At 65.3% G+C, this 23,773-nt stretch carries 22 protein-coding genes; 13 read left to right on the top strand and 9 right to left on the bottom strand.

What is annotated here, in order from left to right:
• Positions 1 to 161 precede the first annotated feature (161 nt).
• Entirely contained in the window at positions 162 to 1,172 is a 1,011-nt protein-coding gene (locus O3669_RS04970; protein WP_314769017.1) for a hypothetical protein, read from the top strand.
• A gap of 47 nt (positions 1,173 to 1,219) precedes the next feature.
• Positions 1,220 to 2,254: a hypothetical protein gene (locus tag O3669_RS04965; RefSeq protein WP_314769019.1), complete on the top strand. Its 1,035-nt coding sequence runs from the start codon at positions 1,220 to 1,222 to the stop codon at positions 2,252 to 2,254.
• A gap of 50 nt (positions 2,255 to 2,304) precedes the next feature.
• Here the strand turns inward: O3669_RS04965 and O3669_RS04960 are convergent, their stop codons facing one another.
• Together O3669_RS04960 and O3669_RS04955 are read right to left on the bottom strand one after the other, a co-directional pair.
• Positions 2,305 to 4,035: an alpha-glucosidase gene (locus tag O3669_RS04960; RefSeq protein ID WP_371523881.1), complete on the bottom strand. Its 1,731-nt coding sequence runs from the start codon at positions 4,033 to 4,035 to the stop codon at positions 2,305 to 2,307.
• A gap of 413 nt (positions 4,036 to 4,448) precedes the next feature.
• Entirely contained in the window at positions 4,449 to 5,891 is a 1,443-nt protein-coding gene (locus tag O3669_RS04955) for a L,D-transpeptidase family protein (protein WP_371523880.1), read from the bottom strand.
• A 207-nt stretch (positions 5,892 to 6,098) separates the two neighbouring features.
• Between O3669_RS04955 and O3669_RS04950 the strand changes: the two genes are divergently transcribed.
• The gene (locus O3669_RS04950; RefSeq protein WP_371523879.1) at positions 6,099 to 7,421 is read left to right on the top strand and encodes an AMP-binding protein; all 1,323 of its coding nucleotides are present in this window, start codon (positions 6,099 to 6,101) and stop codon (positions 7,419 to 7,421) included.
• 43 nt (positions 7,422 to 7,464) lie between these two features.
• Complete coding sequence (locus O3669_RS04945; protein WP_371523878.1) at positions 7,465 to 8,358, top strand: 1,4-dihydroxy-2-naphthoate polyprenyltransferase; 894 nt, start codon at positions 7,465 to 7,467, stop codon at positions 8,356 to 8,358.
• 87 nt (positions 8,359 to 8,445) lie between these two features.
• On the opposite strand, the gene O3669_RS04940 is transcribed toward O3669_RS04945, so the two are convergent.
• Positions 8,446 to 9,876: an MFS transporter gene (locus tag O3669_RS04940; RefSeq protein WP_371523877.1), complete on the bottom strand. Its 1,431-nt coding sequence runs from the start codon at positions 9,874 to 9,876 to the stop codon at positions 8,446 to 8,448.
• Between the two features lie 165 nt (positions 9,877 to 10,041).
• Between O3669_RS04940 and O3669_RS04935 the strand changes: the two genes are divergently transcribed.
• Positions 10,042 to 10,947, top strand: a complete 906-nt coding sequence (locus O3669_RS04935; RefSeq protein WP_295917758.1) for a ribokinase — start codon at positions 10,042 to 10,044, stop codon at positions 10,945 to 10,947.
• A gap of 66 nt (positions 10,948 to 11,013) precedes the next feature.
• Positions 11,014 to 11,403 carry a phospholipase gene (locus O3669_RS04930; RefSeq protein ID WP_315284133.1) on the top strand — a complete coding sequence of 130 codons (390 nt, stop codon included), beginning with the start codon at positions 11,014 to 11,016 and terminating at the stop codon, positions 11,401 to 11,403.
• Between the two features lie 80 nt (positions 11,404 to 11,483).
• On the opposite strand, the gene O3669_RS04925 is transcribed toward O3669_RS04930, so the two are convergent.
• The 3 genes from O3669_RS04925 to O3669_RS04915 form a co-directional block, all read right to left on the bottom strand.
• Complete coding sequence (locus tag O3669_RS04925) at positions 11,484 to 12,152, bottom strand: histidine phosphatase family protein (protein WP_295917754.1); 669 nt, start codon at positions 12,150 to 12,152, stop codon at positions 11,484 to 11,486.
• Positions 12,153 to 12,268: 116 nt separating this feature from the next.
• Entirely contained in the window at positions 12,269 to 12,367 is a 99-nt protein-coding gene (locus tag O3669_RS04920) for a 30S ribosomal protein bS22 (protein WP_003792170.1), read from the bottom strand.
• Positions 12,368 to 12,451: 84 nt separating this feature from the next.
• Positions 12,452 to 12,670 carry a helix-turn-helix domain-containing protein gene (locus O3669_RS04915; RefSeq protein ID WP_009055484.1) on the bottom strand — a complete coding sequence of 73 codons (219 nt, stop codon included), beginning with the start codon at positions 12,668 to 12,670 and terminating at the stop codon, positions 12,452 to 12,454.
• Between the two features lie 140 nt (positions 12,671 to 12,810).
• Between O3669_RS04915 and O3669_RS04910 the strand changes: the two genes are divergently transcribed.
• From O3669_RS04910 to O3669_RS04895, 4 genes are all read left to right on the top strand, one after another.
• Entirely contained in the window at positions 12,811 to 14,373 is a 1,563-nt protein-coding gene (locus O3669_RS04910) for a TrkH family potassium uptake protein (RefSeq protein ID WP_295917798.1), read from the top strand.
• A gap of 110 nt (positions 14,374 to 14,483) precedes the next feature.
• The gene (locus O3669_RS04905; RefSeq protein ID WP_295917750.1) at positions 14,484 to 14,936 is read left to right on the top strand and encodes a type VII secretion target; all 453 of its coding nucleotides are present in this window, start codon (positions 14,484 to 14,486) and stop codon (positions 14,934 to 14,936) included.
• A 47-nt stretch (positions 14,937 to 14,983) separates the two neighbouring features.
• Positions 14,984 to 15,916: a hypothetical protein gene (locus O3669_RS04900; protein ID WP_371523876.1), complete on the top strand. Its 933-nt coding sequence runs from the start codon at positions 14,984 to 14,986 to the stop codon at positions 15,914 to 15,916.
• 253 nt (positions 15,917 to 16,169) lie between these two features.
• Positions 16,170 to 16,889 (top strand): hypothetical protein, encoded by a 720-nt coding sequence (locus O3669_RS04895; protein WP_295917746.1) that lies wholly within the window; start codon positions 16,170 to 16,172, stop codon positions 16,887 to 16,889.
• A 67-nt stretch (positions 16,890 to 16,956) separates the two neighbouring features.
• On the opposite strand, the gene O3669_RS04890 is transcribed toward O3669_RS04895, so the two are convergent.
• The 3 genes from O3669_RS04890 to O3669_RS04880 all read right to left on the bottom strand — a co-directional run bounded on the left by O3669_RS04890 (position 16,957) and on the right by O3669_RS04880 (position 19,334).
• On the bottom strand, positions 16,957 to 18,591 hold the full coding sequence (locus O3669_RS04890) for a hypothetical protein (RefSeq protein WP_371523875.1): 1,635 nt from the start codon (positions 18,589 to 18,591) through the stop codon (positions 16,957 to 16,959).
• A 115-nt stretch (positions 18,592 to 18,706) separates the two neighbouring features.
• Complete coding sequence (locus tag O3669_RS04885) at positions 18,707 to 18,997, bottom strand: WXG100 family type VII secretion target (RefSeq protein ID WP_295917742.1); 291 nt, start codon at positions 18,995 to 18,997, stop codon at positions 18,707 to 18,709.
• A gap of 25 nt (positions 18,998 to 19,022) precedes the next feature.
• Entirely contained in the window at positions 19,023 to 19,334 is a 312-nt protein-coding gene (locus O3669_RS04880) for a WXG100 family type VII secretion target (protein WP_371523874.1), read from the bottom strand.
• A gap of 203 nt (positions 19,335 to 19,537) precedes the next feature.
• On the opposite strand from O3669_RS04880, the gene O3669_RS04875 reads away from it, so the two are divergent.
• Genes O3669_RS04875 through O3669_RS04865 form a run of 3 tightly spaced genes read left to right on the top strand, consistent with a single transcriptional unit; the run spans position 19,538 to position 23,762 of the window.
• Positions 19,538 to 20,893, top strand: a complete 1,356-nt coding sequence (locus O3669_RS04875; protein ID WP_314768929.1) for an EsaB/YukD family protein — start codon at positions 19,538 to 19,540, stop codon at positions 20,891 to 20,893.
• Positions 20,893 to 22,395: a type VII secretion protein EccB gene (locus tag O3669_RS04870; RefSeq protein ID WP_371523873.1), complete on the top strand. Its 1,503-nt coding sequence runs from the start codon at positions 20,893 to 20,895 to the stop codon at positions 22,393 to 22,395. The genes O3669_RS04875 and O3669_RS04870 overlap by 1 nt, the downstream gene beginning before the upstream one ends.
• A complete protein-coding gene (locus O3669_RS04865; protein ID WP_371523872.1) occupies positions 22,392 to 23,762 on the top strand; it encodes a S8 family serine peptidase in 1,371 nt (456 codons plus the stop codon). The genes O3669_RS04870 and O3669_RS04865 overlap by 4 nt, the downstream gene beginning before the upstream one ends.
• The last annotated feature ends 11 nt before the right edge of the window (positions 23,763 to 23,773 follow it).

Genomic DNA, 23,773 nt, shown 5'->3' with positions numbered 1-23,773 from the left:
AATGCGAGGAAAACCTAACCACGTGCCATCCTACCGGCCAACACGCACTCGACAAACCCCCACTGTCACCTCGCCAGTCAGACCTTGCGAGCGCCGACAGCCACTTGTTCCGCGCCCCTCCCCTTTGGTAGCTTTCCTATACACCTACGTAAGGAACCCCCATGCCCCAGCCCTCACCGACGAGCACACCGCAAGACCCCTCGCCCACCCCCACCTCGCGGCGCAAGCGCTGGATCGCCACGGCCTCGTGCGTGGGCCTCGTGGCCGCCGCAGCCGGGGCGGGCTACTGGTGGCATTCCACGCGCGTGCCAGACCTGACGCGGATCGAGGCGTGGAGCCGCTACATGGAACTCATTGAATCCGGGAAGTACGACGAGGCACTGTCGTATTCGCCCTACCTCCAGGACACCAGCAGGAATGGCAATCATATCGAATTCCTGTCCGACGCTGCGCACGCGCATGCACCCAGCACGGTATCCATCGAGCCAGTCGATATCAACTCTTACGCTATCGAGGGGCGTGTTTCCTTCGACGACGGCACAGAAGCCTTGCTCAAGACCGTCACCGTGCTGTCACAGAAGGACAAGGCCAATGGCAAGCTTGGTTGGTGGCACATTGACGCCTCATCCTTCGGATCAACAGTCAGGGCCATGAAGTTAGACAACCTTCGCAGCGTGCGGGTCGGCGACGTATCGATCGATAACCCCCAAGGCTGGTACTACCTATTCCCCGGCAGCTACCGCATCGAAGCAGTCCCCCAGAACCCGGACTACTGGACAATCAAATACGAGTACCCATTAACCGACGGCGCAGGAGAAATCCGCACCAACCCCATCACGCGCCCGTACACTATCGAAGCCAACGATACGCTCAAGGAATGGGTTCGTGAGCAAAGCGAAGTATTCGCGACATCTTGCCGCACTGGAACACCCGATGCCTCCAGAGAAGACGCCTGCGGCGCCCTCGCATACAGCACTACGCCGTTCGACCCTACCCAAGATTATCTTTCCGTCGACCTCGTAGGAACAACATCTTTTCTCCTAGCTGTATCGACTGGCGAAACAGCTCCCACGGACGATGGGCACACACACTATAACGCCCGGTTTAAGTGCACCATCGACTTCGCTTACGACGGCGCGACGCCGACGACGGAGTGCACTCTGGATAAATGATTCACGATTTGCACACGAACCACGCCGACACGCGAGCGGAGCCACCAATGAACAACACACCACAGCGCAAGCGCTGGATCGCCACGGCCTCGTGCGTGGCCCTCGTGGCCGCCGCAGCCGGGGCGGGCTACTGGTCGAACTACGTGTACCTGTCCGACCTGACAGCCTTGGATGCGTGGAACCGCTACATGGACCTCGTCAAAGACGGAAAGTACAACGAGGCCGTGAGATACTTCCCCGAACTCGCAACCCTTTTCGACGGCCAGTTCCAGTATGACTTCCTACGGGATGCCGCACACGCGCACGCCCCCTCGAAAGTCTCCTTCGAGGGGCACACAGCCCCCAAAGACCCGACGGCGATCGAGGGCACGGTTCTCTTCAACGCCAGCAGAAGTGACGCCCACCACTTCAACATGCGTTTCAAAGAGACCAAACGGAGGAACGGTCAGCTCGGCATGTGGAAGATCAACGCCTCTTCGTATGGTTCGATGACCACGTTGATCGACACGGACGGCCTGCGCAGCATTCGCATCGGCGACATCTTGGTCAGCAACCCGCAGGGTTCCTACCTCCTCCTTCCCGGCAGCTACCGCATGGAAGCCACCCCCAAGAACCCCGACTACTGGACGATCAACTACGAGCACCCCCTGACCGATGGTGCAGGGGAAATCCGCACGAACTTCGCGACGCGAGCTTTCACGATCGAGCCGAGCGAGAAGCTCACCCAATGGATCCAAACCGAAAGTGAAGCCTTCGCGGCATCTTGCCGCACCGGCACGCCAGACCCCGCGCGACAACGCACCTGCGGAGCCCTCGCATTCTCCACTGAACCACTGGACCTGGTAAACGACCCTCCCTTCATCGGTCCACTGGAGAATAAGCGCTTCGCCCGCAAAGTAGGGACAGGCCCATCAATGTCACCGGCGTTCTCGACGGTATGGAGCTTCACCCTCATAGTAGGGACAGGCCCCACCGACCCGAACGCCGGCAAGAAACTCCCCCAAGCGGCCTCCTACGAATGCCGCATCGACTTCGCTTACGACGGCGCCACGCCCACGCTGGAGTGCACTCTGGATAAATGATTCATGATGTGTACACGAACATACGCCAGTACTCAGGGGCCACGCGCCCCTCACGCGAGGTAGACACGCGCCTCCCAGGGCTCCAGAACGCCGGGAGCCTCTCGCTTGGCCTCGGACAGGTCCCGGTTGGACAGGATGAGCTCGCCACTCACCCCGCGCGCGACCTCGCCCAGGGAGGCGGGCTGAGAGGACAGATTGACCAGGATCGTGGCCACGGCCTCGTCGAGGGTGCGCCGGTAGGCGAAGACTGCGGGTGAGGGCGTAACGATGCGCTCGAACGAGCCCGCCGCGATGACGGGCAGGCCGTGGCGCACGTCCGCGAGCGCCCGATAATAGGCGTACACGGAGGACGGGTCACCCACCTGGGTGGCGGCGTTGATCTCCGTGTAGTTCGGGGTGACGCCGATCCACGGGGTGCCGTCGGTGAAGCCGGCGTGCTCGCTCACGTCCCACTGGACGGGCGTGCGCGCGTTGTCGCGGCCGGTGGCGCGCATCCCGGCCAGGACCGACTCGGGGGCCTCCCCCGCCGCCACGGCCTCGCGGTAGTAGCGCAGCGCCTCAACATCACGAAAATCGTCGAGGCCATGGAAGACCCCGTTGGTCATGCCGAGCTCCTCGCCCTGGTAGACGTAGGGGGTGCCACGCAGCATGTGCAGCGCGGTGGCCAAGGCGGTCGCCGAGGCGTAGCGGTGCGCCTCATCGCCGAAGCGGCTGACGGCGCGCGGCTGATCGTGATTGTCCAGGTACAGGCTGTTCCAGCCAACGCTTCCCTGGGCCTCCTGCCACGCGCTCAGGCAGTCGGCGAGCTCGCCGGGACGCAGCGGGCGCGGATGGAACTTCCCCGCCTCGAGGCCGAGGTCGACGTGGTCGAATTGGAACACCATGTCGAGCTCACGCCTGGCCGGGTCCGTGAAGAGCAGGACGTTGTCGCGGCACACGCCGGGACACTCACCGACCGTCATGGTTCCGGCGCGCCCGGCGAAGACCTCGCGGCGCATCTCGGCCAGGTAGTCGTGCAGGTGCGGGCCTTCGGAGAAGTGCGGGTAGCCCTCGCCCCACGCGCGCCCCGGGTAGACGATGCCGTCGGGCAGGGCCGGGTCCTTCGAAATCAGGTTGATGACGTCCATGCGGAAGCCGTCGACGCCGCGGTCGAGCCACCAGTTCATCATCTCGTAGACGGCGGCGCGGACCTCGGGGTTATCCCAGTTCAGGTCGGGCTGCTTCTTGTCGAAAAGATGCAGGTAATACTGGCCCGTGGCCTCGTCCCAGGCCCAAGCCGAGCCCGAGAAGAAGGACCCCCAGTTGTTAGGCTCAGCCCCGGCCTCGCCGCCGACGTGCCCGGGGCGGGGGTCACGCCAGATGTACCAGTCGCGCTTGGGATTATCCCGCGAGGAGCGCGACTCAACGAACCACGGGTTCTCGTCGGAAGAGTGGTTGACGACCAGGTCCATGACGAGGCGCATGCCCCGCTCGTGGACGTCCGCGAGCAGGCGGTCGAAGTCCTCGAGCGTCCCGAACATGGGGTCGATGTCGTAGTAGTCCGCGATGTCGTAGCCGTTGTCGGCCTGCGGGGAGGCGTAGATCGGCGACAGCCACAGGACGTCCACGCCCAGGTTCTTCAGGTAGTCCAGCTTCTGTCGGATGCCTTCGAGGTCACCGAAGCCGTCGCCGTTGGAATCCTTGAAGGAGCGCGGGTAGATCTGGTAGACGACGGCGCCCTTCCACCACTCGTCGGGGCCGAGGCCGTTGCCCGCGCTCAGCGCATCGTCGCGGAAAAACATGGAACACCTGCCAAGAGTCGGGGAACGCAGCCGCTAGCCGCGTGTCACTAGCAGCTTACTACCAGCCGTCAGCCATCAGTCATCAGTCATCAGCCATCAGCCACCCACTCGAACCGCTCCCCATAAATCTCGCACGTAATTCCCTTCCTTGAATCTTCAACATCCGCCACAAACGTTGCAATTCCAACAACGCAATTTCAATACTTGAAAGGTTGACATGGAAATTACGTGCGACATTGTTGGGAAACCACGCCAGTATGTCCGACACAGCACACGCCACCCGCACACCCCGCGCCAAGTTCTTCGCAACCTGCGCGAGCCCCTCCCCCACGCGCCCGCGCCCCTCGCGCGGTAACAGAGAGCGGGCCGGAACCCTTCGGTTCCGGCCCGCCCCCAATGCTCAGTGTCGGCCATCAGTAGTGCACGACCACCGTGTCGCCCATGTCGGTCCAGTCGTAGATGAACTTGGCGGCGTCGACGGGCATGTTCACGCAGCCGTGGGAGCCGCCGTAGCCGCTCCACCCGAAGGAGGAACGCCAGGGGGCACCGTGCATCGCGTAGGAGCCGGTGAAGTAGGTGACCCACGGGACACCTTCGGTCTCGTACTTGCTACCGTCGGCGTTCTCGCCGCGCATGGTCTGCACGTCGTACTTGAGGTACACGTGGAACGTGCCAGTGACGGTGGGCGTGTCGGGGGCTCCGGGCACCATGTAGAACGGACCGCCCGCAACCTTGCCGCCAACATAGGCGGTGACGGAGGCGTCAGAAAGGTTGATGTCGACCCACTTCTCACCTTCGGCTGCCTGGTAGACCAGGTTTTCGGTGCCTTCGGCGACCTGCTTGGTCTCGGAGCCGGGCTCGACGTCGTCATAGTGGAACAGGCCCTCGTACGCCTTGCCGTCGCTCATCGCGGCAACGACGCCCTTCGTGATCTCTTCGGTGTTGTTAGTCTTCAGGCCCTTCTTGCCTTCGCGGGCGGTGGTCAGCACGTTGCCGGAGGAGTCCACGTTTTCGACGCGATTCTCGGGCTTGACGTCGGTGGTGGACGCCAGGGCGTTGACCCAGTCGGCGACCTTGACGGTGCTGATGGAGGGCTCGTCGAGGGTACCGTCATCCTTGGTGAGGAATTCGAACCACTGGACCTTGTCGGAGCGCTCGGCGTAGAAGGTGTCGATGCCGTCGGAGATTTCGATCTGCGTGTCGAGCAGCTCGTTGGCCTTGTCGGCGGCCCGCTCGGCATCGGAGGTGGTGATGCTGGGCTCCATCTGGGAGACGGAGACGTCCTTGGTGACCGAGGTCAGGGTCGCACCGGCCTCCTTGACGGCGGCGGCGACCTCGTCGGGCGCGATGCCGTTGCCGTTCTGCGCGGGCGTGAAGGTGAAGGATTCTTCGTCGGGCGCGATGATGACCTGCGCGTCCTTCATTTCCGAGGTCAGGGTGGAGTTCGCGGTCGCGGTGAGCTTCTTGATCGAGTCCTCAGAGACGGTGGTGACGGGTTCGACGGTGCGGTTGGTAAAGAGTGCACCGACGAAGGAGAACAGGGAGGTCGAGCCTTTCATGGCCTCGTCCGCGGTCGCCTCGGCGTCAAGGGAGATGCCGGCTTCGTTGAGCGAGGCCGTGGTGGCTTTCCCTTCGACCATGAGGGTCACATTGGTGGCGTCGGCTCGTGCGGTGACGGTGGAGACGACCTGGTCGCGGGTCATGCCCTCGACGGAGGTCCCGGCGACGGTCGTGCCCGGCAGCGCGCGGCCAGAGTAGTTGGCCTCATACACGATGACGGCGCAGACGACAAGGAAGACGAGGGCGCACGCCGCGCCGATCGCCCATCTGGTTTTAGTGGAAAGATTCTTGAGCATCGCCGTTCATCCTATCGCCTCATGCATGCTTGTGGAAGTAGACGGTTGAATTTTCAGTTGCGTCGTCTGCCACATGAAAATGGCAGAATCGTTCAGTTTTTAGCCCCCAAACGTGATTATTGCCGCGAAGCGGCCTGCCACCTGGGCGTACGCAAGCACCTATCCTTGTCATATATGCGCTCGCTATAGAACTATGGGAGGCTCATCATGGCTGCGCCGCGAATTCTTGTCGTACCTGGCGGTACATCGATCGGTGCCGCCGCGCTTGCTAACGCATCGATCCACAAGCTGGTTGAACTCTACGAGGAGCGCGCCGCAGACCCGAACCACCCCGCGCCCCACACGGTCGTCTTTGTGCGCGACCCCGCCAAGGTTCCTCCCGCCACGCTGCGCGGTTCCGCTGCGACCCCCGAGCAGGCTTTCCCCGAGGAGGACTACCCCGGCCTCGCCAATCACATCAAGAACGACCCGCATTTCTTTGACGGCGTGGACCTGGTCCTCTCGACGTCCGGTTCCAGCGCGGGCAAGCCGCGCTTGGTCGGCCTGTCCACAGACGCGCTCATGGCCTCGGTGAAGGCGACCGAGCTGGCGCTGGACGGCCCCGGCCGCTGGATCCTCGCGCTGCCCACCCATCACATCGCGGGCGCGATGATCCTGCTGCGCGCGGCGGTTGCGGGCACGAACCCGCAGGTCGTGGATACGACGAACGGCTTTCATCCGCGCGATCTGCTGCCCGCCATTAAGGGCGTCACGCAGGATGACATGCCCGGTTACCTGTCGCTGGTGCCCACGCAGCTCGTGCAGTGCCTCGACGCTGACGAGGAGGTCCTGGAGGCCCTGCGCTCCCTGTCCGCGATTCTCGTGGGCGGCGCGGCGATCAGCAATCACCTGCTCGAGCGCGCCCTGAACGCGGGCCTGAAGGTGCGCATCACCTACGGCATGACGGAGACGGCGGGCGGCTGCGTCTACGACGGCGAGCCGATGCCCGGCATCACGGTACGCGCGGTCGACTGGGACGGGCGTACCCGCCTGGCGTTTAACGGCCCGACGCTGATGACGCGCTACCTGGACGCGGACAGCCCCTTCTTCGAGGAGGGCGGCCAGCGCTGGATGGTGTCCGGCGACATGGGCGTCATCCGCGCGTCGGGCAAGGTCGAGGTGAGCGGGCGCGCGGACGACGTCATCATTTCGGGCGGTCTGTCGATAGCGCCGGGTCCCCTGCGCCGCGCCTTGCGTTCCTACGAGGGCATTTCGGATGCTTGGATCCTGGGCACGCCGGATGAGAAGTGGGGACAGATCGTCACCGCCCTGGTGGTTCCTCACCAGATGCCGTCGGACTCCCTGGAAATGGCCGAGCTGGGCTCGGCCGTGCGCGAGCACGCCGCCGCGCACATCGGTCGCGCGCAGGCGCCGCGCCGCGTGGTCGCGGTGACGGAGCTGCCGTACCTGGGCTTCGACAAGATCGACCGCGGTGCCGCCGTCGCAGCCGCGACTGCCGTCGAAGGCACCGAGAGGGACTGGGTGCGCTAACCCGACTGACGGGCGAGCGCCGCCTCCAACTACACTGGTAGCCATGGCTACCGTGACGGATTGGATTGAAGGCGCTCGCTTGCGCACCCTGCCCGCCGCCGCCGCACCCGTGCTTGTCGGGTCGGCGGCCGCGCATTACCTGGGCGGGTTTGACGCGCTGCGGGCTCTCCTGGCGCTCGTGGTGGCGTTGGCCCTACAGGTGGGAGTCAATTACGCGAACGACTATTCGGATGGGATTCGCGGCACGGATGACAACCGCAAGGGGCCCGCACGCCTGACGGGCGGGGGCCTGGCCAAGCCGACAACGGTCCTGGCAGCCGCGCTGGGGTCGTTCGCGGTGGCCGGCGTGGCGGGCCTCGCCCTGGTTGCCGTGTCGGGCACATGGTGGCTGATCGCTGCGGGCGCTGCGGCGGTCGTGGCCGCGTGGTTCTACACGGGTGGCAAGCACCCCTACGCCTACATGGGTATCGGCCTGTCCGAACTGATGGTCTTCGTATTCTTCGGCTTGCTGGCGTGCGTGGGAACGACATGGACGCAGGTGCAGTCGGCTCCGTGGTGGCTGTGGATGAGCGCGTCGGCGCTGGGCCTGCTGTCGGTGGCGCTGCTGATGGCCAATAACATTCGAGACATTCCGACGGACCGCGAGTCCGGCAAGATGACGGCGGCCGTGCGCCTGGGCGATCGGGCGTCGCGCTGGGTGTTTGCGGCGTGCGCGTGGCTTCCGGTCGCGATGATCGTGACCCTCGGCGCTGCGGTCGGTTTGCATCCGCTGGCGACGTGCGCGCTGGGCGTGGGAGCCGCCGCGTGGGCGGCCGGAGTGAGCCTGCCGGTGCTGACCGGCGCCTCGGGCCGAGCGCTCATCACTGTCCTGCGCAATACGGGTTTCTTCACCCTGGCATGGGCGCTGTTGGCTGCGCTGGCGCTGTTCCTGTCCTAAGAACGAGGCCGGGGCGGGTTGACGCGGGTCGGCGCGCTAGTCAGCACTTTCACGAGGCCGGGGTAGCCACGCGGGTGAGCGAGCGGGTCAGCGCCCGCGGCGATAGAGGGCCTCGTGGGCCCAGTCGCCGAGGATGCCGATGGCTGCAGCTCCGACGCAGACGACGGCGATGGATTCGAAGGATCCGGAGGCCAGCCAGGGAGTGAACACGCCGATTCCGATGGCGGCGCTGCCCTGCATGGCGAGGTCGTTCATGGCGACGGCACGACCGTTCTGGCCGGGTGCGACGGTGGCGAAGACGGTGTCGTAGATGGGGGTGAAGAGCGCGCCGAAGCCGGCGTAGATGAGGCACATGGCGGCGGTGATGACCCACGGGCCGGAGCTCATGAAGAGGGCGAGGAGCGCGGTGCCGGACAGGATGAGGGCGACGCAGCCGCGCACGGTAGCGCCGCGCCCGATGCGGGCCATGACGGCGCCGGAGCTCATGGCGGTGGTCAGCGCGACGCAGTAGGCGGGCAGGAGGCGCACGGAGACCTGGGCGGGGGTGAGCCCGTAGTGGGCGGCGCCGATGCCGTTCATGAGGGGAGCGACCGTGAAGTTCATGCAGTAGATGATGACGATGAGGCTGACGGAGCGCGCCCAGGGCACGTTGGTGAAGAAGGAGCGGGTGATGAAGGGGGCGCGGGCGCGGCCGATATAGCGCCAGAAGAGGGCGCCGCCGATGATGAGGCCGCCGATGAGCCACCAGCGCGGGTTGGAGGCGACCAGGGTGAGCAGGAGGGCCAGCGAGGAGAAGATCGCGAGGCCGACGACGTCGATGCGTCCGGCGTGGGCGTGTGCGGGGACGCGGCGTCCCATGATGGGCAGGACGGCGAGGCCGCCGAGGGGAATGAGCAGTAGGATCGCCCAGTTGATGTCGGCGAGGAGGCCTCCCGACAGCATGCCGATGGCGGTTCCGCCCTGGAAGGCGGCGCACATGAGGCCGACGTAGAGGCCGCGGCGCTTGGGGTCGGCGATGCCGGTGGCCAGGATCATGTAGGCGGAGGCGGAGGCCTGGTAGCCGAGGGTTTGGAGGGCTCGGGCGATGATGATGCCGGTCAGGGACGAGGAGAATGCGAAGCCGAGGAGGGATCCGGCGACGATGAGGACGACGCCGACGTCGACGATGCGGCGCAGGGGGATGAAGTCGCCGAGGGTTCCGTATAGGAAGCAGGCGACGCCCAGGACGATGCCGGGGATTGCGGTGATGAGGCCGGAGGCTTCGCCGGCACCGATGTCGGCGGCGACGCGCAGGTAGACCAGGTTGAAGCCTTGGAGGGAGACTGTGCCGAGAGCGTAGATGCCCAGGAGGGGCAGGAGGACGCGCGCGAGGCTGTCTGTCCCAGCCGCAGAAGGTGCGGTTGTGCGCGTGGGGGACGAGGCCGTGGCCCCTGCCTGGATCACCTGGGAGGGGATGGTGATGGGGCGGCAGGATGGGGCTGCCGGGCGGGTCGAAACGAGGTATCGGAGATTGCGCACGGCGGATAGTTCACCACAAAGCGTCTCTTTAGTAGTATTGCAGGAAACTGGCATAGAACTTAAGCAACACTTAATCGTTGAAATGACGCCTCAATCGACCCCGAGGGATATTTGCGTTCCGCGTGTGACGTGACACAATAGAGCCTCCCTCACATAGGAGATTCCATGGCACGCGTCATTGTTGTCGGTTCCATTAACCAAGATGTTACGGTCACGGTCGACCGTTTCCCCTCCCCCGGCGAGACTCTGTCGGGTTCTTCCCTCACCTACGGCTTGGGCGGGAAGGGGGCGAATCAGGCGGCGGCGGCCGCGCACTCGGGAGTAACGACGCTGTTCGTGGGCGCGGTTGGATCCGACCCGTCGGGCCAGCGACTACGCGATGAGCTCGCCTCGCACGGGGTGGACGTCACCCACCTGCGCGCGGTTGATGGCCCATCGGGGACGGCGCTGATCACCGTGGCCGCCTCCGGCGAGAACACGATCATCCTGGACGCGGGGGCGAACGCGGCTGTGACCACCGAGCCCGCCAAGGCCTCGTTGTTCCCCGCCCCCTCCGACATCGTCGTCCTCCAGGCCGAGATTCCCCCCGCGGCCAACGCGGCGGCCATCGAGTGGGCTCATTCCTTTGGCGCGCGGGTCCTGCTCAACCTGGCGCCCGCGCGCGCAACCGACCCGGCAACGCTGTCGCGCGTCGACATCCTGGTGGTCAACGAGACGGAGGCTGGGCTGACCCTGGGCCTGCCCGCCCCTGCGACGCCGACCGAGGCGATCGGGATCGCTCGCGCGCTGCGTGGCATGGGGCCGCGCCACATCGTCGTGACGCTGGGCGCGCAGGGGGCGGCGTGGGTGTCCGGGGCCGAGGTCGGCCACTGCCCCGCTGTGACGCTCGGCGAGGTGACGGATACGACGGGTGCGGGCGACGCGTGCGTGGGTGCGCTGGCGGCGGCGCTGGCGCTCGGCATGCCCTTCGCCGAGGCCGTGGCCGCCGGGATGCGGGCAGGAGCCACGGCGGTCCTGACGCCGGGAGCCGCCTCCTCGTACGCGGCGCTGCCGCAGATCACGGAGGGCTGAGCGGGCAGGTTTGCCCCGGGAGTGAACGAGGCGACGTGAGGCAGTGCACGCCCCTAAACTAGGCATATGCTCAGGATTGTCCTTTTCGTCGCCATGATTGCGCTCACCATCTACGCGGCCGCAGATTGGCATCGCACCCCCGAAGACGAGATGCCCGGCAAGCTGCCGAAGCCGATCTGGCTGCTGATCATTTTGTTCACGGCGACTATCGCCGCGATCGGCCCGATCGTGTGGCTGGTGCTGCGCTGGGTCCAGCGCGCCGAGAAGGCCCAGCAGGCGCCTCCGAGCAAGCCCGCGCGCCCGTCCGCGCCGGACGACGACCCCGAGTTTCTCTTCCGCCTCGAACGCGACATCCAGCGCAAGCGCCGCGAGGAGGAACGCCGCGAGGAGGGGCAGCGCAAGCACGACAAGCGCGGCACCGACTCCGATGAGACGTCGGACGGAGAGGCCTCCTGAGGCAGGAGCGTGACGTGAAGCGGGCGACCCTTGATCGGGTCGCCCGCTTCACTCGCTGCGGTATTGTCCGCCGCGCGCCCTCAGCGGCGCAGGTCGGCGGCAGAGTCTCCCGGCGTCATGTCGCGCGCCAGGGCGACGAGGTCGGCCGCGGGTTCCGCGTAGGAGGTGCCCACGAGCGTCGAGCCCGAGAAGATGAACGACGTGATCGAGGCCAGCGAGCAGTGGCGCGACTTGGGTGAGTGCGCCAAGGGCAGGCCGTCGACGAAACGCGTGAGCGTGACGATCGGGTTCTGGTGGGAGACGACCAGGGCTTCGCGTCCGCGCGCCTCGCGCAGGGCCGAGGACAGGGCCGCCCTCATGCGGGAGGCGACGTCACGGTAGGGCTCACCCCACGAGGGGCGCAGCGGGTTGCAGTAGTACTTGAAGTACTTGGGGTTGGCCAGCATCGCGCGATTCGAGTTGACGGGAAGGCCCTCGAAGACGTTGTCCGACTCGATGAGGCGCGGATCGGTGGCAATACTCAGGCCGTAGGCGGCGGCCGTCGGCGCGGCCGTCAACTGGGCACGCAGGAGCGGCGAGGAAATGACGCGAGCGATGTCCGCACCCGATTCCTGAAGGTAGTCGGCCGCGCGAGCGGCCATCTGATGCCCCAGCTCCGTGAGCCCAAATCCGGGCAGCCGCCCGTAGAGAACACCGTTGGGGTTGTCCACTTCGCCGTGGCGCATGACGTGAATAATGGTGCGGTCCATAACGCCCAAGTATAGGGTCTACAGGCCTCGGCGCAGCTGGTCATCTGCACCCTCACCTACCGGCGGCCGGCCCGACATACACGAGAGGCCCGACCAATGGTCGGGCCTCCGCTCGCTCACTTCTTGTTGCGACGCTGGTGACGCGTCTTGCGCAGGAGCTTGCGGTGCTTCTTCTTCGCCATGCGCTTGCGGCGCTTCTTGATGACGGAGCCCATGGGGTTCCTCCCTCGTAGTGTGGGCGGCAGAGGTACTACCGCTGGTTGATGATGGGTGCCCGGAGCGGGCACATCGTGCCTATACTACCCGCCAATGACGCGAGCCTGGCCACCGGAGTGATCCGCCATACCGGCCTGGATCATCTGGGCGACCGCGGCCTCGGGCACTCGGAAGCTCTTTCCGACGCGAATCGCGGGCATTTCACCGCTGTGAATCAATCGGTACACAGTCATCTTAGAGACGCGCATGATGTCCGCCACTTCCGTGACGGTCATAAAGCGCGGCGCCGACTGCTGTTCCATTAATGACTCCCAGGATGCTCGCGAGGCGCGTTAAACCCGTTCGTTCACCGCTTACGTAGCCTCACGAAATATACTACTGCCCAACCGCATGGAAACTGCAACTTTATCCACTTTTGTTGCAGAGTCGTTAAGGAGAAATGATGAGACCGGCACGCAAGGGACGCAAGCCTCGGGTTGAGACCCCTCGGCTGCGCACCAATCCCGGCGCCACACGGTCCATGATGAGAGGACGAGCCACGGCCTCGTCCCGCGCCATTTCAGAGGAAACCCTCAGCCCCCAGCCCTCCCCCGTCGTCCGACAGGTCCCCGGCGGCCCCCGCGGCCCTCACCCCCAGGTGCCCACCTCGTACGGGCAGCGCGTGCGCGCGTGGCTGTCCCGGCAGGCCCGGTACTCGCCGGCGCGACTGGCCCTGAGCACGTTTGCGCTGATTATCGGCGTCATCACGGCGCTGCTCATGCTGCCGATCGCTTCCGCCTCTGACGAGTCCGCTCCCTTCGTCGACGTGCTCTTTACCGCCGTATCAGCTGTATGCGTGACAGGTCTCACGACGGTGGACACAGCATCGTATTGGTCCCCCTTCGGGCAGGCTGTCATCGCGGCGGGCATCGTCGTCGGCGGCCTGGGCGTCATGACGCTGGCGTCGATCCTCGGCTTCGCGGTGTCCCGACACCTGGGACTCACCCAGCGCATGCTCGCCACCCAGGAGACCGGGACGGGAGCGATGGGCCAGATTTCCACGCTGCTCAAGGCAGTCATCGCGACCTCGCTGACCATGCAGGCGCTCCTGGCGGTCATGTTCCTGCCGCGTTTCCTCACCATGGGCATCGACCCCGCGCACGCCGTGTGGGACGCCGTGTTCATGGCCATCTCCGTGTTCAACAACGCCGGCTTCGTGATTCTGCCCGGCGGACTTGAGCCGCACGTGACCGACTGGTGGATGCTGGTCCCCATCATCCTGGGCACGACGGTGGGGGCTATCGGCTTCCCCGTCATCATGGATGTTGCGAAGAATCTGCGCGCGCCACGACGCTGGCGCCTGCACACGAAGCTGACGCTGTCCACCTACCTGATCCTTGCGTTCATCGGCGCACTCGCCCTGGCCCTCACCGAATGGCACAACCCGGCGACGCTGGGGTCCGTGGACACGCCCTCGAAGATCCTCAACGCGATGCTCGCGGGCGTGAACTCGCGCTCTTCGGGTCTTTCGGCGTTAAACGTGGGGGCGATGCACTCACAGACACACTTCGTTCAGGACATCCTCATGATGATCGGCGGCGGCTCGGCGTCCACGGCGGGCGGCGTGAAGGTCACAACCTTCGCGGTGCTGGTCCTCGCCGTCATCGCCGAGGCCCGGGGTGACCGCGATATCGAGACCTTCGGACGTCGTATCCCCACCTCGACGGTACGCCTGGCGGTTGCCGTGTCCCTGCTGGGCCTGGCGATGGTCGCTATCTCCGTGGTCCTGCTGTTGACCATGACGGATCACTCGCTGGACATCATCCTGTTCGAGACTGTCTCCGCGTTCGCCACCGTCGGCCTGTCCACGGGCGTGACACCCAATCTGCCGGTGGCCGCGAAGTATGTGCTGATTGCGCTCATGTTTGCCGGTCGTACCGGTTCGATGACGGTGGCGGCCGCTCTGGCCCTGCGCGAGCGTTCCCGCGTCATCCGTATGCCCGAGGAGCAGCCCATCATCGGCTGATGCCGCCTGCCAAACGGGGTGTCCCACACTGTTAGACACCACCGCACCCCAGTTTTACCGTCTGCTAGGCTAACTCGGGTAGCAGTCAGGCTGTTCGAAGGAGACAGGTCATGGAGGACAACCGCCTCGAGATTACGCGGGCGCAGTGGAAAGGCTGGATCGACCTCATTACACGCGAAGGGGACGGTATCGTCGACCAGCTCAACAGCGCCGCGGAGGATATCATGCGGGCGTCGGAGCACCAAACCGAGGCCAAGTGGGGCACGCTGCCCGGCCCCGCAGCCTTTGGCAGCACGTACAAGAAGTACCTCGACGCCGAGCACACTGCCCTGCTGCAAATGGCGAAAAACGCCCAGAGCGTCGCCGACAACCTGAGTGTAGCCCTCGAGAAGATCTCGAATACGGACATGGTCTCGGCGAGTGAGCTAGACGCGGCGATCGCTGGTCTCGATGCTGAGATTAGTAAAATCGACTCGGTCTATGAGTCAGAGGCGATGAAGAAGCACTGGAAAGACAACCCAGGAGATGACATCTCCGCGCACAGAAACATGCCCATGCTCTAAAGAGGGTCACCGTGGATGAGGGTTGCCGCCGACATCGAGGAGGAGAGATGATGACAAGGACCGCCCTGTTTCGCGCGCTGGCGTGCGTGGCTGCGGCTGCGTGTTGTGTGGTTGGGGTTTCCTCGCCCAGTGATGCCGCGGACACTCCCGTTCCTGTGCCCCCGAGCCCCGTCAGCCAAGCTCCTGAGCTGCCGCTCTTGCCGGGCCGCGAGATCAAGATGACGGCAACTCTCCAGCCTCGTGCCAGTGATGACATGGGAGTGGGAGAGCGAGTCCACGTCAGCGAACTGCAAATCAGGCTGCGCAGCAAGTATCCCAGTCCAAAGATCACGCTCGATGAGTGCACGATGCTGGCGAACACGTTCTGGTCGGGAAGCGCCCCCAACTACCACAGCACAGTCGACTACGACAGCGGCACCTGCATCCTCACGGCCCACTATGCCAACGATGCGCGCCACGCCTTCTACTCCCTCGACGAAGACGGAACGATCACGGCGCGCGCCCCCATGGTCTACCTCCACCAGATCGCCTCATCCTTCGAAACCGTACACTTCACACGATTCGACTACTGGTTCTCGGCGATCGTGAACACCCAATGCAACGCCGACCCCTCCTACACCAAACTCGACGCCCCCCTATCGGGCAACGTCCACTTGACCACCTGCACGTGGAACACCGACAAGGGCGCCACCATCCCCACCACCGACGACCCCCTCATGACAGGCACCGCCGAACAAGCATTTTACGACGGAGACCACGCGACCGTCGGGCCCTTCACTGACCTGACAGTGCCCGCCAACCCCTTCACCATCACCCCCACACAGGCCGACGAGCCCGCCTCGGGCACCAGCGCGGACGCCGCTTCCGAGTCCTCGTCTGCTTCTTCGCGCGGCCTCGTCATCGCAGTGGGCGTGGGCGCCGCGCTCCTCCTCCTGGCCGCCGCGGTGGGAATCACCTGGGCGCGGCGCCGCACAAGCTGACCCATCCCTTGAGCTGACCACAACAGGAGGATCAATGGCGACAACGCGACGCACACACATGAGACGCGCGCTGGCGTGCGTGGCTGCGGCCGCGTGTTGTGTGGTTGGGGTTTCCTCGCCCAGTGATGCCGCGGACACTCCCGTTCCTGTGCCCCCGAGCCCCGTCAGCCAAGCTCCTGAGCTGCCGCTCTTGCCGGGCCACGAGATCAAGATGGCGGCGAGCCTTGCGCCTAGTGCCAGCAATGACATGGGAGTGGGAGAGCGAGTCCACGTCAGCGAACTGCAAATCAGGCTGCGCAGCAAGTATCCCAGTCCAAAGATCACGCTCGATGAGTGCACGATGCTGGCGAACACGTTCTGGTCGGGAAGCGCCCCCAACTACCACAGCACAGTCGACTACGACATGGGTATCTGCGTCCTCACGGCCCATTATGCCAACGATGCGCGCCACGCCTTCTACTCCCTCGATGAGGACGGAACGATCACGGCGCGCGCCCCCATGGTCTACCTCCACCAGATCGCCTCATCCTTCGAAACCGTGCACTTCACGGATTTTGAATACAGGTTCTCGGCGATCGTGAACACCCAATGCAATGCCGACCCCTCCTACACCAAACTCGACGCCCCCCTATCGGGCAACGTCCACATGACCACCTGCAAGTGGAACACCGAAGAAGGGGCGACGATCCCCACCACCGACGACCCCCTCATGACAGGCACAGCCGAACAAGCATTTTACGACGGAGACCACGCGACCGTCGGGCCCTTCACCGACCTGACAGTGCCCGCCAACCCCTTCACCATCACCCCCACACAGGCCGACGAGCCAGCCTCGGACACCAGCGCGGACGCCACTTCCGAGTCCTCGTCTACCTCTTCGCGCGGCCTCATCATCGCCGTGGGCGTGGGAGCCGCACTCCTCCTCCTAGCCGCCGCGGTGGGAATCACCTGGGCACGGCGCCGCACAAGCTAACACACCAACAAGCGGGGGCCGCACCCATCAAGGGTGCGGCCCCCGCCATCACTGAACCAACCACCACTCACCAGTCAGCATCAGCATCACGAGCAATCGGCTTGAGCTGATCAGCACTACCAGCAGCACCACCCATCATCTGAGCACCACGCTCCTCCAAGGCATCCACACGCACCACATCATACGCACGACGCCGCACCTGCCCCTTCTTCTCACGACGATCCCCAACACCGCCAGAACCCACCGGCGCCACACCACCACGACCAGCGACACCACCAGAGGCACCACGACCAACCGCAGTAACACCGGAAGTAGCACGACCACCAGCGACACCGCCACGACCGCCAGCAGTACCAGAGGCGCCAGAACCCACCGGCGCCACACCACCGCGACCAACCGCACCAGCACCGGAAGCGCCACGACCCGCAGCGCTCACACCACCACGACCAGCGACACCACCAGAGGCGCCACGACCGCCAGCAGAGGCACCACGATCGCCAGCAGAACCAGCAGCGCCAGAACCCACCGGCGCCACACCACCACGACCAACCACACCAGCACCACCGCCGCGGCCAGCACCACCAACAGCCCCAGCTACACCCCCACCAGGAAGCGCAGACGGACGCAACACACCACCGGCAGGAGCAACAGCACGCAACGCAGAACCAGACGCACCCGAAGCAAGCCCACCAATCCCAGCGAAACCACCACCATAAGACAACGCCGCACCAGCAGCACCAGCAGCAGAACCAGCCACCAACACACCACCAGCAATACGCGCACCACCACCCGCGGCAGAAGGAACAGCACGCCACGCCGGATCATTCACATTCAACACATCAGCAGGCATATGCCCACCCACAGGACCATTCGGCGTCATCCGCTGATTCACCGGCGTCGTCGTCAAATCATAACGAACCAAATCAGCCGGATCACTAATCGGATTCGACACACTCCCAAGCTCCCCAGCGGGAGGATACGTCCACCCCGATGCCCCAGAACCAGCAACAGTTTCCGCGCCAACAGTGGGAACCAGGCCACCGCTCATCCCTCGACGACGGCCGTACCCGCCGCCCCCACTCTGGGGCCCGGGATCAGGCGCAGGCTCAGGCGCAGGCGCAGGCCGCCACGCCTCAGGCACGAAATCATCCATCGGCGTGTAAATCGAACTTTTTTCCGCATGGGCGTCGGCATTGAGCTGAGTCAAGATCTTGTCAGCTTCGGCCTCTCGCTCCTCATTGCGCTGCGCCTCAAGGGCCGCAATATACGCCCGCCCCGTCACCTCCACGGCGCCTGCCTTCGCAGCCACATTCGGATCCGCAATTGTCACCGTCTCATCAGAATGACGAAGATACTCGAGCTCGGGCTCAATCAATACGGGGCTCAAGTTTCTCGACTCAACCACCTTTTTCGACATCTGTTCACGCAGCGTCAAGTGATGAGCTTTCGTTGATTCGATGGTGTCCAGATGCCTGCCTGCGTCAACAATGAAGGAGGACATCCATCCGTCTGCCCCCTCCTTCATCTGCGACAAGCCAACACTCAGGTCCGCCACGAAATCCTCGGAGCCGCTCTTGGCAACACCAACGTCCGAATGAGCATCACCGACCCGCGTGTCCTCGCTGAGATCTTCAGCGCCTAAAGGCTCGGCAGACAAGCTCATCAACGCCTTCAAGCGCTCATACTTCGGCGATTCAACCACGACGCAACCTCACTTGCAGTCAGCAATACACAAACAATGGGAGCACCGGCCCCCGATAGACAATCGCCGCGGGGAGGGGACCCCTCGGTCCCCTCCCCGCGGCAATCAGGCGGAATCAGGAGCCGAAGCCATCAGCGTTACGAGCATCGGTAGCCTGAGCAGACTGGCGGGCTTCCGCAACCGCAGCGGCGACACCGGTGAGGATTTCGACGATACCGTCCATACCCTCGGTCCATTTTGCCTTGGACGCGTCGTAGGCGCGCTTCGCCTGGCCATCCCACGAACTCTGCAGCTGCTTGAGCTCGGAGTCCATGTCCTCCAGCTTCGTATTCAGTTTGTTGACACCGGCCCGCATGTCGGCGACAGCCTGATCGATCTGGCCGTAGTTGTAAAGAATGTCAGCCATGACAGTATCCCTTTCCTAGTCTCGACTACAGACCGTAGCGGACTTTGTACTTGTTCAGCGCGGCCGACTGCTCGGCCTCGTTAGCCTGCGACGCAGAGTCAGACGAACGCAGCGCGGTGTGCAGCTCGGTGAGAGCCGACGTAACCTTGCCGGCCTCGGTCTGCCACTCCGCCATGACGTTCTGGAATGCGACAGCCGCTTCGCCCTGCCACGAACTGCCGATACCCGACAGCTTCGATTCCAGGTTCTTCAGCGTCGATTCAATGTCGCTCTGCGACTGCTCGATGGTTTTCGCTCCCTTGAGTAGCGCACCATCAAGAGCCTTCTGATCGGTCATTATTCCTCCCAGATCATCTGTGAAAGAGCGCTCCAACGGCGGAACCGCCCTTCTGACAAGCCCAGTCTAACCACACATACGTGCAAAAGTCCATGAACTTGAGACAGGTTTTTGACAAAGTTCGACCGTCTTGCAGAGGTATGACAGCTTGCCCCAGACACCACAAACGGGCAGACTAGGAACACAACAACCCGGAGGAGACGATGGCCCAGAGCACGCATACCGCCGCTGCACTCACTCCACTGACAGTCACCTTTGATGAACAAACGGTCGATCTGTCGGTTCCTCAGTTGTCTCCGCTGGCGGAGCTTATTCCCACGATTTTGCGCAGCCTCGGACGCATGGACGTGTACGGCGCGTCCGCCGGGTTCACCGTCTCAACATCCTCAGGACAGGTCCTCGACCAGTCCCTGTGTCTTCGCGACCAGGGCGTGCGCGCAGGGGCAGCCCTGACGCTCGAGCGCGCCGGGCAGGGCCGAGAAGACCAGCGCTTTGACGACCTCGTCGAGGCCGTTGGAAGCGCCGTCGAAACCACCGTCGACCCGTGGACCCCCCTCGACTCCCTACAGCTCTCGGTCTACGCATCCGCTGTCTTCGTCGGCCTGGCCAGCGCCCTCCTCGTCTCCGCTTCGACCCATGGGACGTCACTCCTGGGCGCTGATTCCTCCTTCGACGGGGTCCGTCTCATCGCCTATCCGATTATCGGCATCGTCGGTGCCCTCCTCCTCACCGGCACCGCTGCCGTCGTCTCGCGCAGGCTCGAGCACTCCTCCGTCGCCGTCCTGGCTGGCTGCGCCCCCGTCCTCCTCGCCTGCGCGAGCGCCGGCGCCCTACCGGCCGGCCCCTGGACCACCTCCGGCGCCCTTGCCGCGGGAGCCGCCCTCACCATCGGCGCCCTGTGTCACCTCGTCCTTCCTGGGAAGCTGCGTGCAAGCGGCCTGTGCCCCGCCATCGTCGGCGTCACGTTGAGTTCCTTCAGCCTCTTTTCGGGGGTCCTCGGCATGAGCGCCGCCCGCGTGACAGCACTGCTCAGCGCGCTCCTTCTCCTGATCTGCCTGGCTATCCCGTGGCTCGCCATGGCCTCGGTCCCCGTGCGCGTGACCGGCCCCTCCGCAACCGCCCACATCGACCCCCGTCAGATCGGCAAATCCGTCTCGATGGGTGTCGCCCTGTCCGTGTCTATCCGGCTCGGCACCTGCCTGAGCCTGATCATCCTGGCACCGATCCTGGCCTCGTCCATGGAAGGCGTCATCCTCTGCGCGCTTATCGGCACGGCCCTCATGCTCTCAACCCGCTCGATCCGCTCGCGCATCGAAGTCCTCATCGGCGTCATCTCCGGCATGGCCATCCTCTCGTGGGCAGCCTTCGCAGCCGCGCTCCTGGCGCCCACGACCGCACTGCTCGTGCTCGTCACTTCCCTGGCCGGAAGCCTTCTCGTGCTTGCCATGAACGTCGTGACCCCAAAGGTTCGGCCGTGGCTCTCGCGCACCGCCGATACCTTCGCCACCCTCATCATCGTCGCCATCCCGCCCTTCGCCCTCTACATGTGGGGAATGTAATGGCATCAAATAAGGACATCCTCGAAGCCCAGCGCTACAACAGGCGTCGCCTGATCACCTCCTTCGTCGCGGGCTCGCCCGACGGCAAAGAGGTCGAGCCGCAAGCCCCGACCCGCCCCTTCATCGTCGGCGTCTCACTCGCACTCGTCATGCTGCTGGTCAGCGTCGGCCTGCGATTCCTCTACTCGACCGCCGACTCCTCACAATCCTTCGGCCTGGCGATCGTCTCCAGCTCCGGCGCCCGCTACTACCTCCAAGACGGACAGTGGCACCCGATCACCAACCGGACCTCAGCGCGCCTCCTCGGCGATTCTTCGACCGGCACGATGAAAATCTCCACCTCCGACCTGAGCAAATACAGCCAGGGGCAGGCGCTCGGCATCCCCGACGCGCCCGAGGACGTGCCCTCCAGCGCCGACCACATGACCGCCGACTGGACCAGCTGCGCCATCTCCGAACACACCTTCACGTGGATCGGCAACTCCTCGCTCCTGTCGAGCAACGGCCTACACAGCGCCCGCAGCGCCTACGTCACCCCCTCCGGGAGTTCCGACTCCTTCATCGTCGCAGGATCATCCAAGTTCCGTATCCCCGGCAGCGCCAGCGACATCGTCGCGCGCCTGCGCATCGGCACCTCCCCCATCTCCGTGGACCCCAACTGGGTGTCTCTCTTCGACGACGGTCCCGACCTGACCACATGGGGTGTGGCAGAACCGGGTGGCGCCATGGCCTCGTCCCCCCAGAACAACGCCTCACTGCGCCAGGGCAGCGTCATCGCCGTGAAGGATACGGGTAGCACCACCTACTACGTGCTGGTGGCCACCGGGCACGCCTACCCGCTGTCGCCGCTGGCCGCCGCCCTGTACGAGGGCACGACCGCTGCGCCCAACGGCACGATCGAGGGCGCTTTGACCCTCCAGCCCAGCGCGTTCGCGCAGTCCTTTACGGTCGCCAAGACCGACGTGGAGCCCTCGCCCTTCCCCGACGAGTGGTCGCAGCTGGAGGGCCTGTATCCCTTCGACTCAGACTCGACGGCAGCCGACAGCGACGACCCCAAGGTCATTCGCGTGCGCGACCAGGTTCCCTGCGCGACCCTGGAGCGCGCTCAGGGCAACGCTGACAGCAAGCAGCCCTCCGGGTCGGCCCACGCGACCCTGACCGTGATGTCGCAGGACAGTGCTCGTCGGGCCTCGTGGAACCTGGACCCCACGGCCGACGTCCCGACCTCCTTCTCGCCCGGGGCCGCCCTGGTGGCCTCCGGTTTCGGCACGCTCGCGCAAGGATCCAGCAACGGGCAGACCGAGGCTCCGCTGACCTTTGTCTCCGACCTGGGCCAGCGCCACTCCCTCGGCGAGGACCAAAACGATACCCTCCGACGGCTTGGCTGGAACGCGGATTTCATCCAACGGGTCCCCGAGCAATGGCTGGAGCTGATCCCGACCGGCGTTGAGCTGTCGAACCGAGCCGCCCGCCGGGAGGTCGCCGGTGGGGGCAGCTCATGAGCCGCGCACGGCCCCGCAGGAAGCCCCGGCTCCTGGACGCGCGGGCGACGCGAACGCTGCGCGCGGGTGCCTGCCTCCTCGCGGGCGCCAGCCTGGTACTGAGCGGTCCAGCCCCCGCGCGCGCAGAGGTGCGGGTGCGTGCGGCCGATGCTGCCTCCGGCGGCTGCCTGACCAGCACCGACTACATCGCCACCTACGCGCAGACGGCGGACAAACGCCTCGATCTCGATCGCGCATGGGCCATCACGAAGGGCGACAACGTGACCGTCGCCGTCGTCGACTCGGGTATCAGCCCGGCCAGTAAGCATTTCTCCCCCGTGGGCGCCGCAACCGACCGCGGCGAGGATTCCTCCCGTTTCCCCTCGGGCTCCATCGTTTTGCCCGGCCTGGACCTCGTCAGCACCGGCGGAGATGGCCGCACCGACAACTACGGTCACGGCACCCAGGTCGCGGGCATCATCGCCTCCCGGCTCCTGCCCGAGCAGTCGGCACTCGAAGGCGTCGCGCCGCGCGTCGCCCTGCTGCCGGTGCGCGTCTACGACACTTTCAACGAAGACCCGCAGAAGGGACCCACCGGCCTGGATGCGGCGACGACCGCGAAAGGCATCGAGTGGGCGGCCAGCCAGGGCGCTCAGATCATCGTCGTCCCGCAGTCCCAGCCCACGCAGGACGCTCGCCTCGACGAGGCCGTGGCGTCGGCAACCGCTCAGGGGTCCCTCGTGGTCGCATCGGCTGGCAACGCAGACTCCCAGATCGTTCAGCAGTACGGGACCGACACCGTTCCACGCTACCCGGCCGCGCACCCGCAGGCCCTGGCCGTGACCAGCGCGACGGGCGGCGTGCCCGACGGCGGGCAGGTTTCGGGCGTTCACGTCAATATCGCGGCTCCCTCGATCTCGTCACTGACCACGGCTGTGCCCGGCGGGGACTGCCTGACCGGCGAGGCCAACAACGTCGCGACCGGTTCGTCCTCCTTCGCGGCCGCGTACGCCGCGGGGGCAGCCGCCCTGGTGGCCTCCGCCCACCCCGACGAGACGCCCGCCATGTGGAAGTGGCGGCTTGAGGCCACAGCTCGGCGCGTGAGCCCGGCCAGCTCGACGAGCACCGTCGGCTGGGGCATGATCAACCCCTACGCTGCCATTACGGTGGCCGCCAACGCCCGCATCGACGGCCCCATCAACCCCTTGACCGGCACGAGCGGCGCAGACACCGCGCCCACACTGCCGGTCACCGAGCACGCCTCGGGGGCTCAGGCGCGCACGCGCGCCAACCTCACCGTCATCGGCATCGCGCTGGGCAGCGCGACCTTCCTGGGGAGCCTCGTCGTCCTGTCCTGGCTGCGCAAGCCGGGCGGCTCGACGCGCTGACGCGGGCCGGC

The organism is Pauljensenia sp. 20925_1_34, from assembly GCF_041432775.1.
GTDB lineage: Bacteria > Actinomycetota > Actinomycetes > Actinomycetales > Actinomycetaceae > Pauljensenia.
This window is presented reverse-complemented; position numbering and strand designations above follow the sequence as displayed.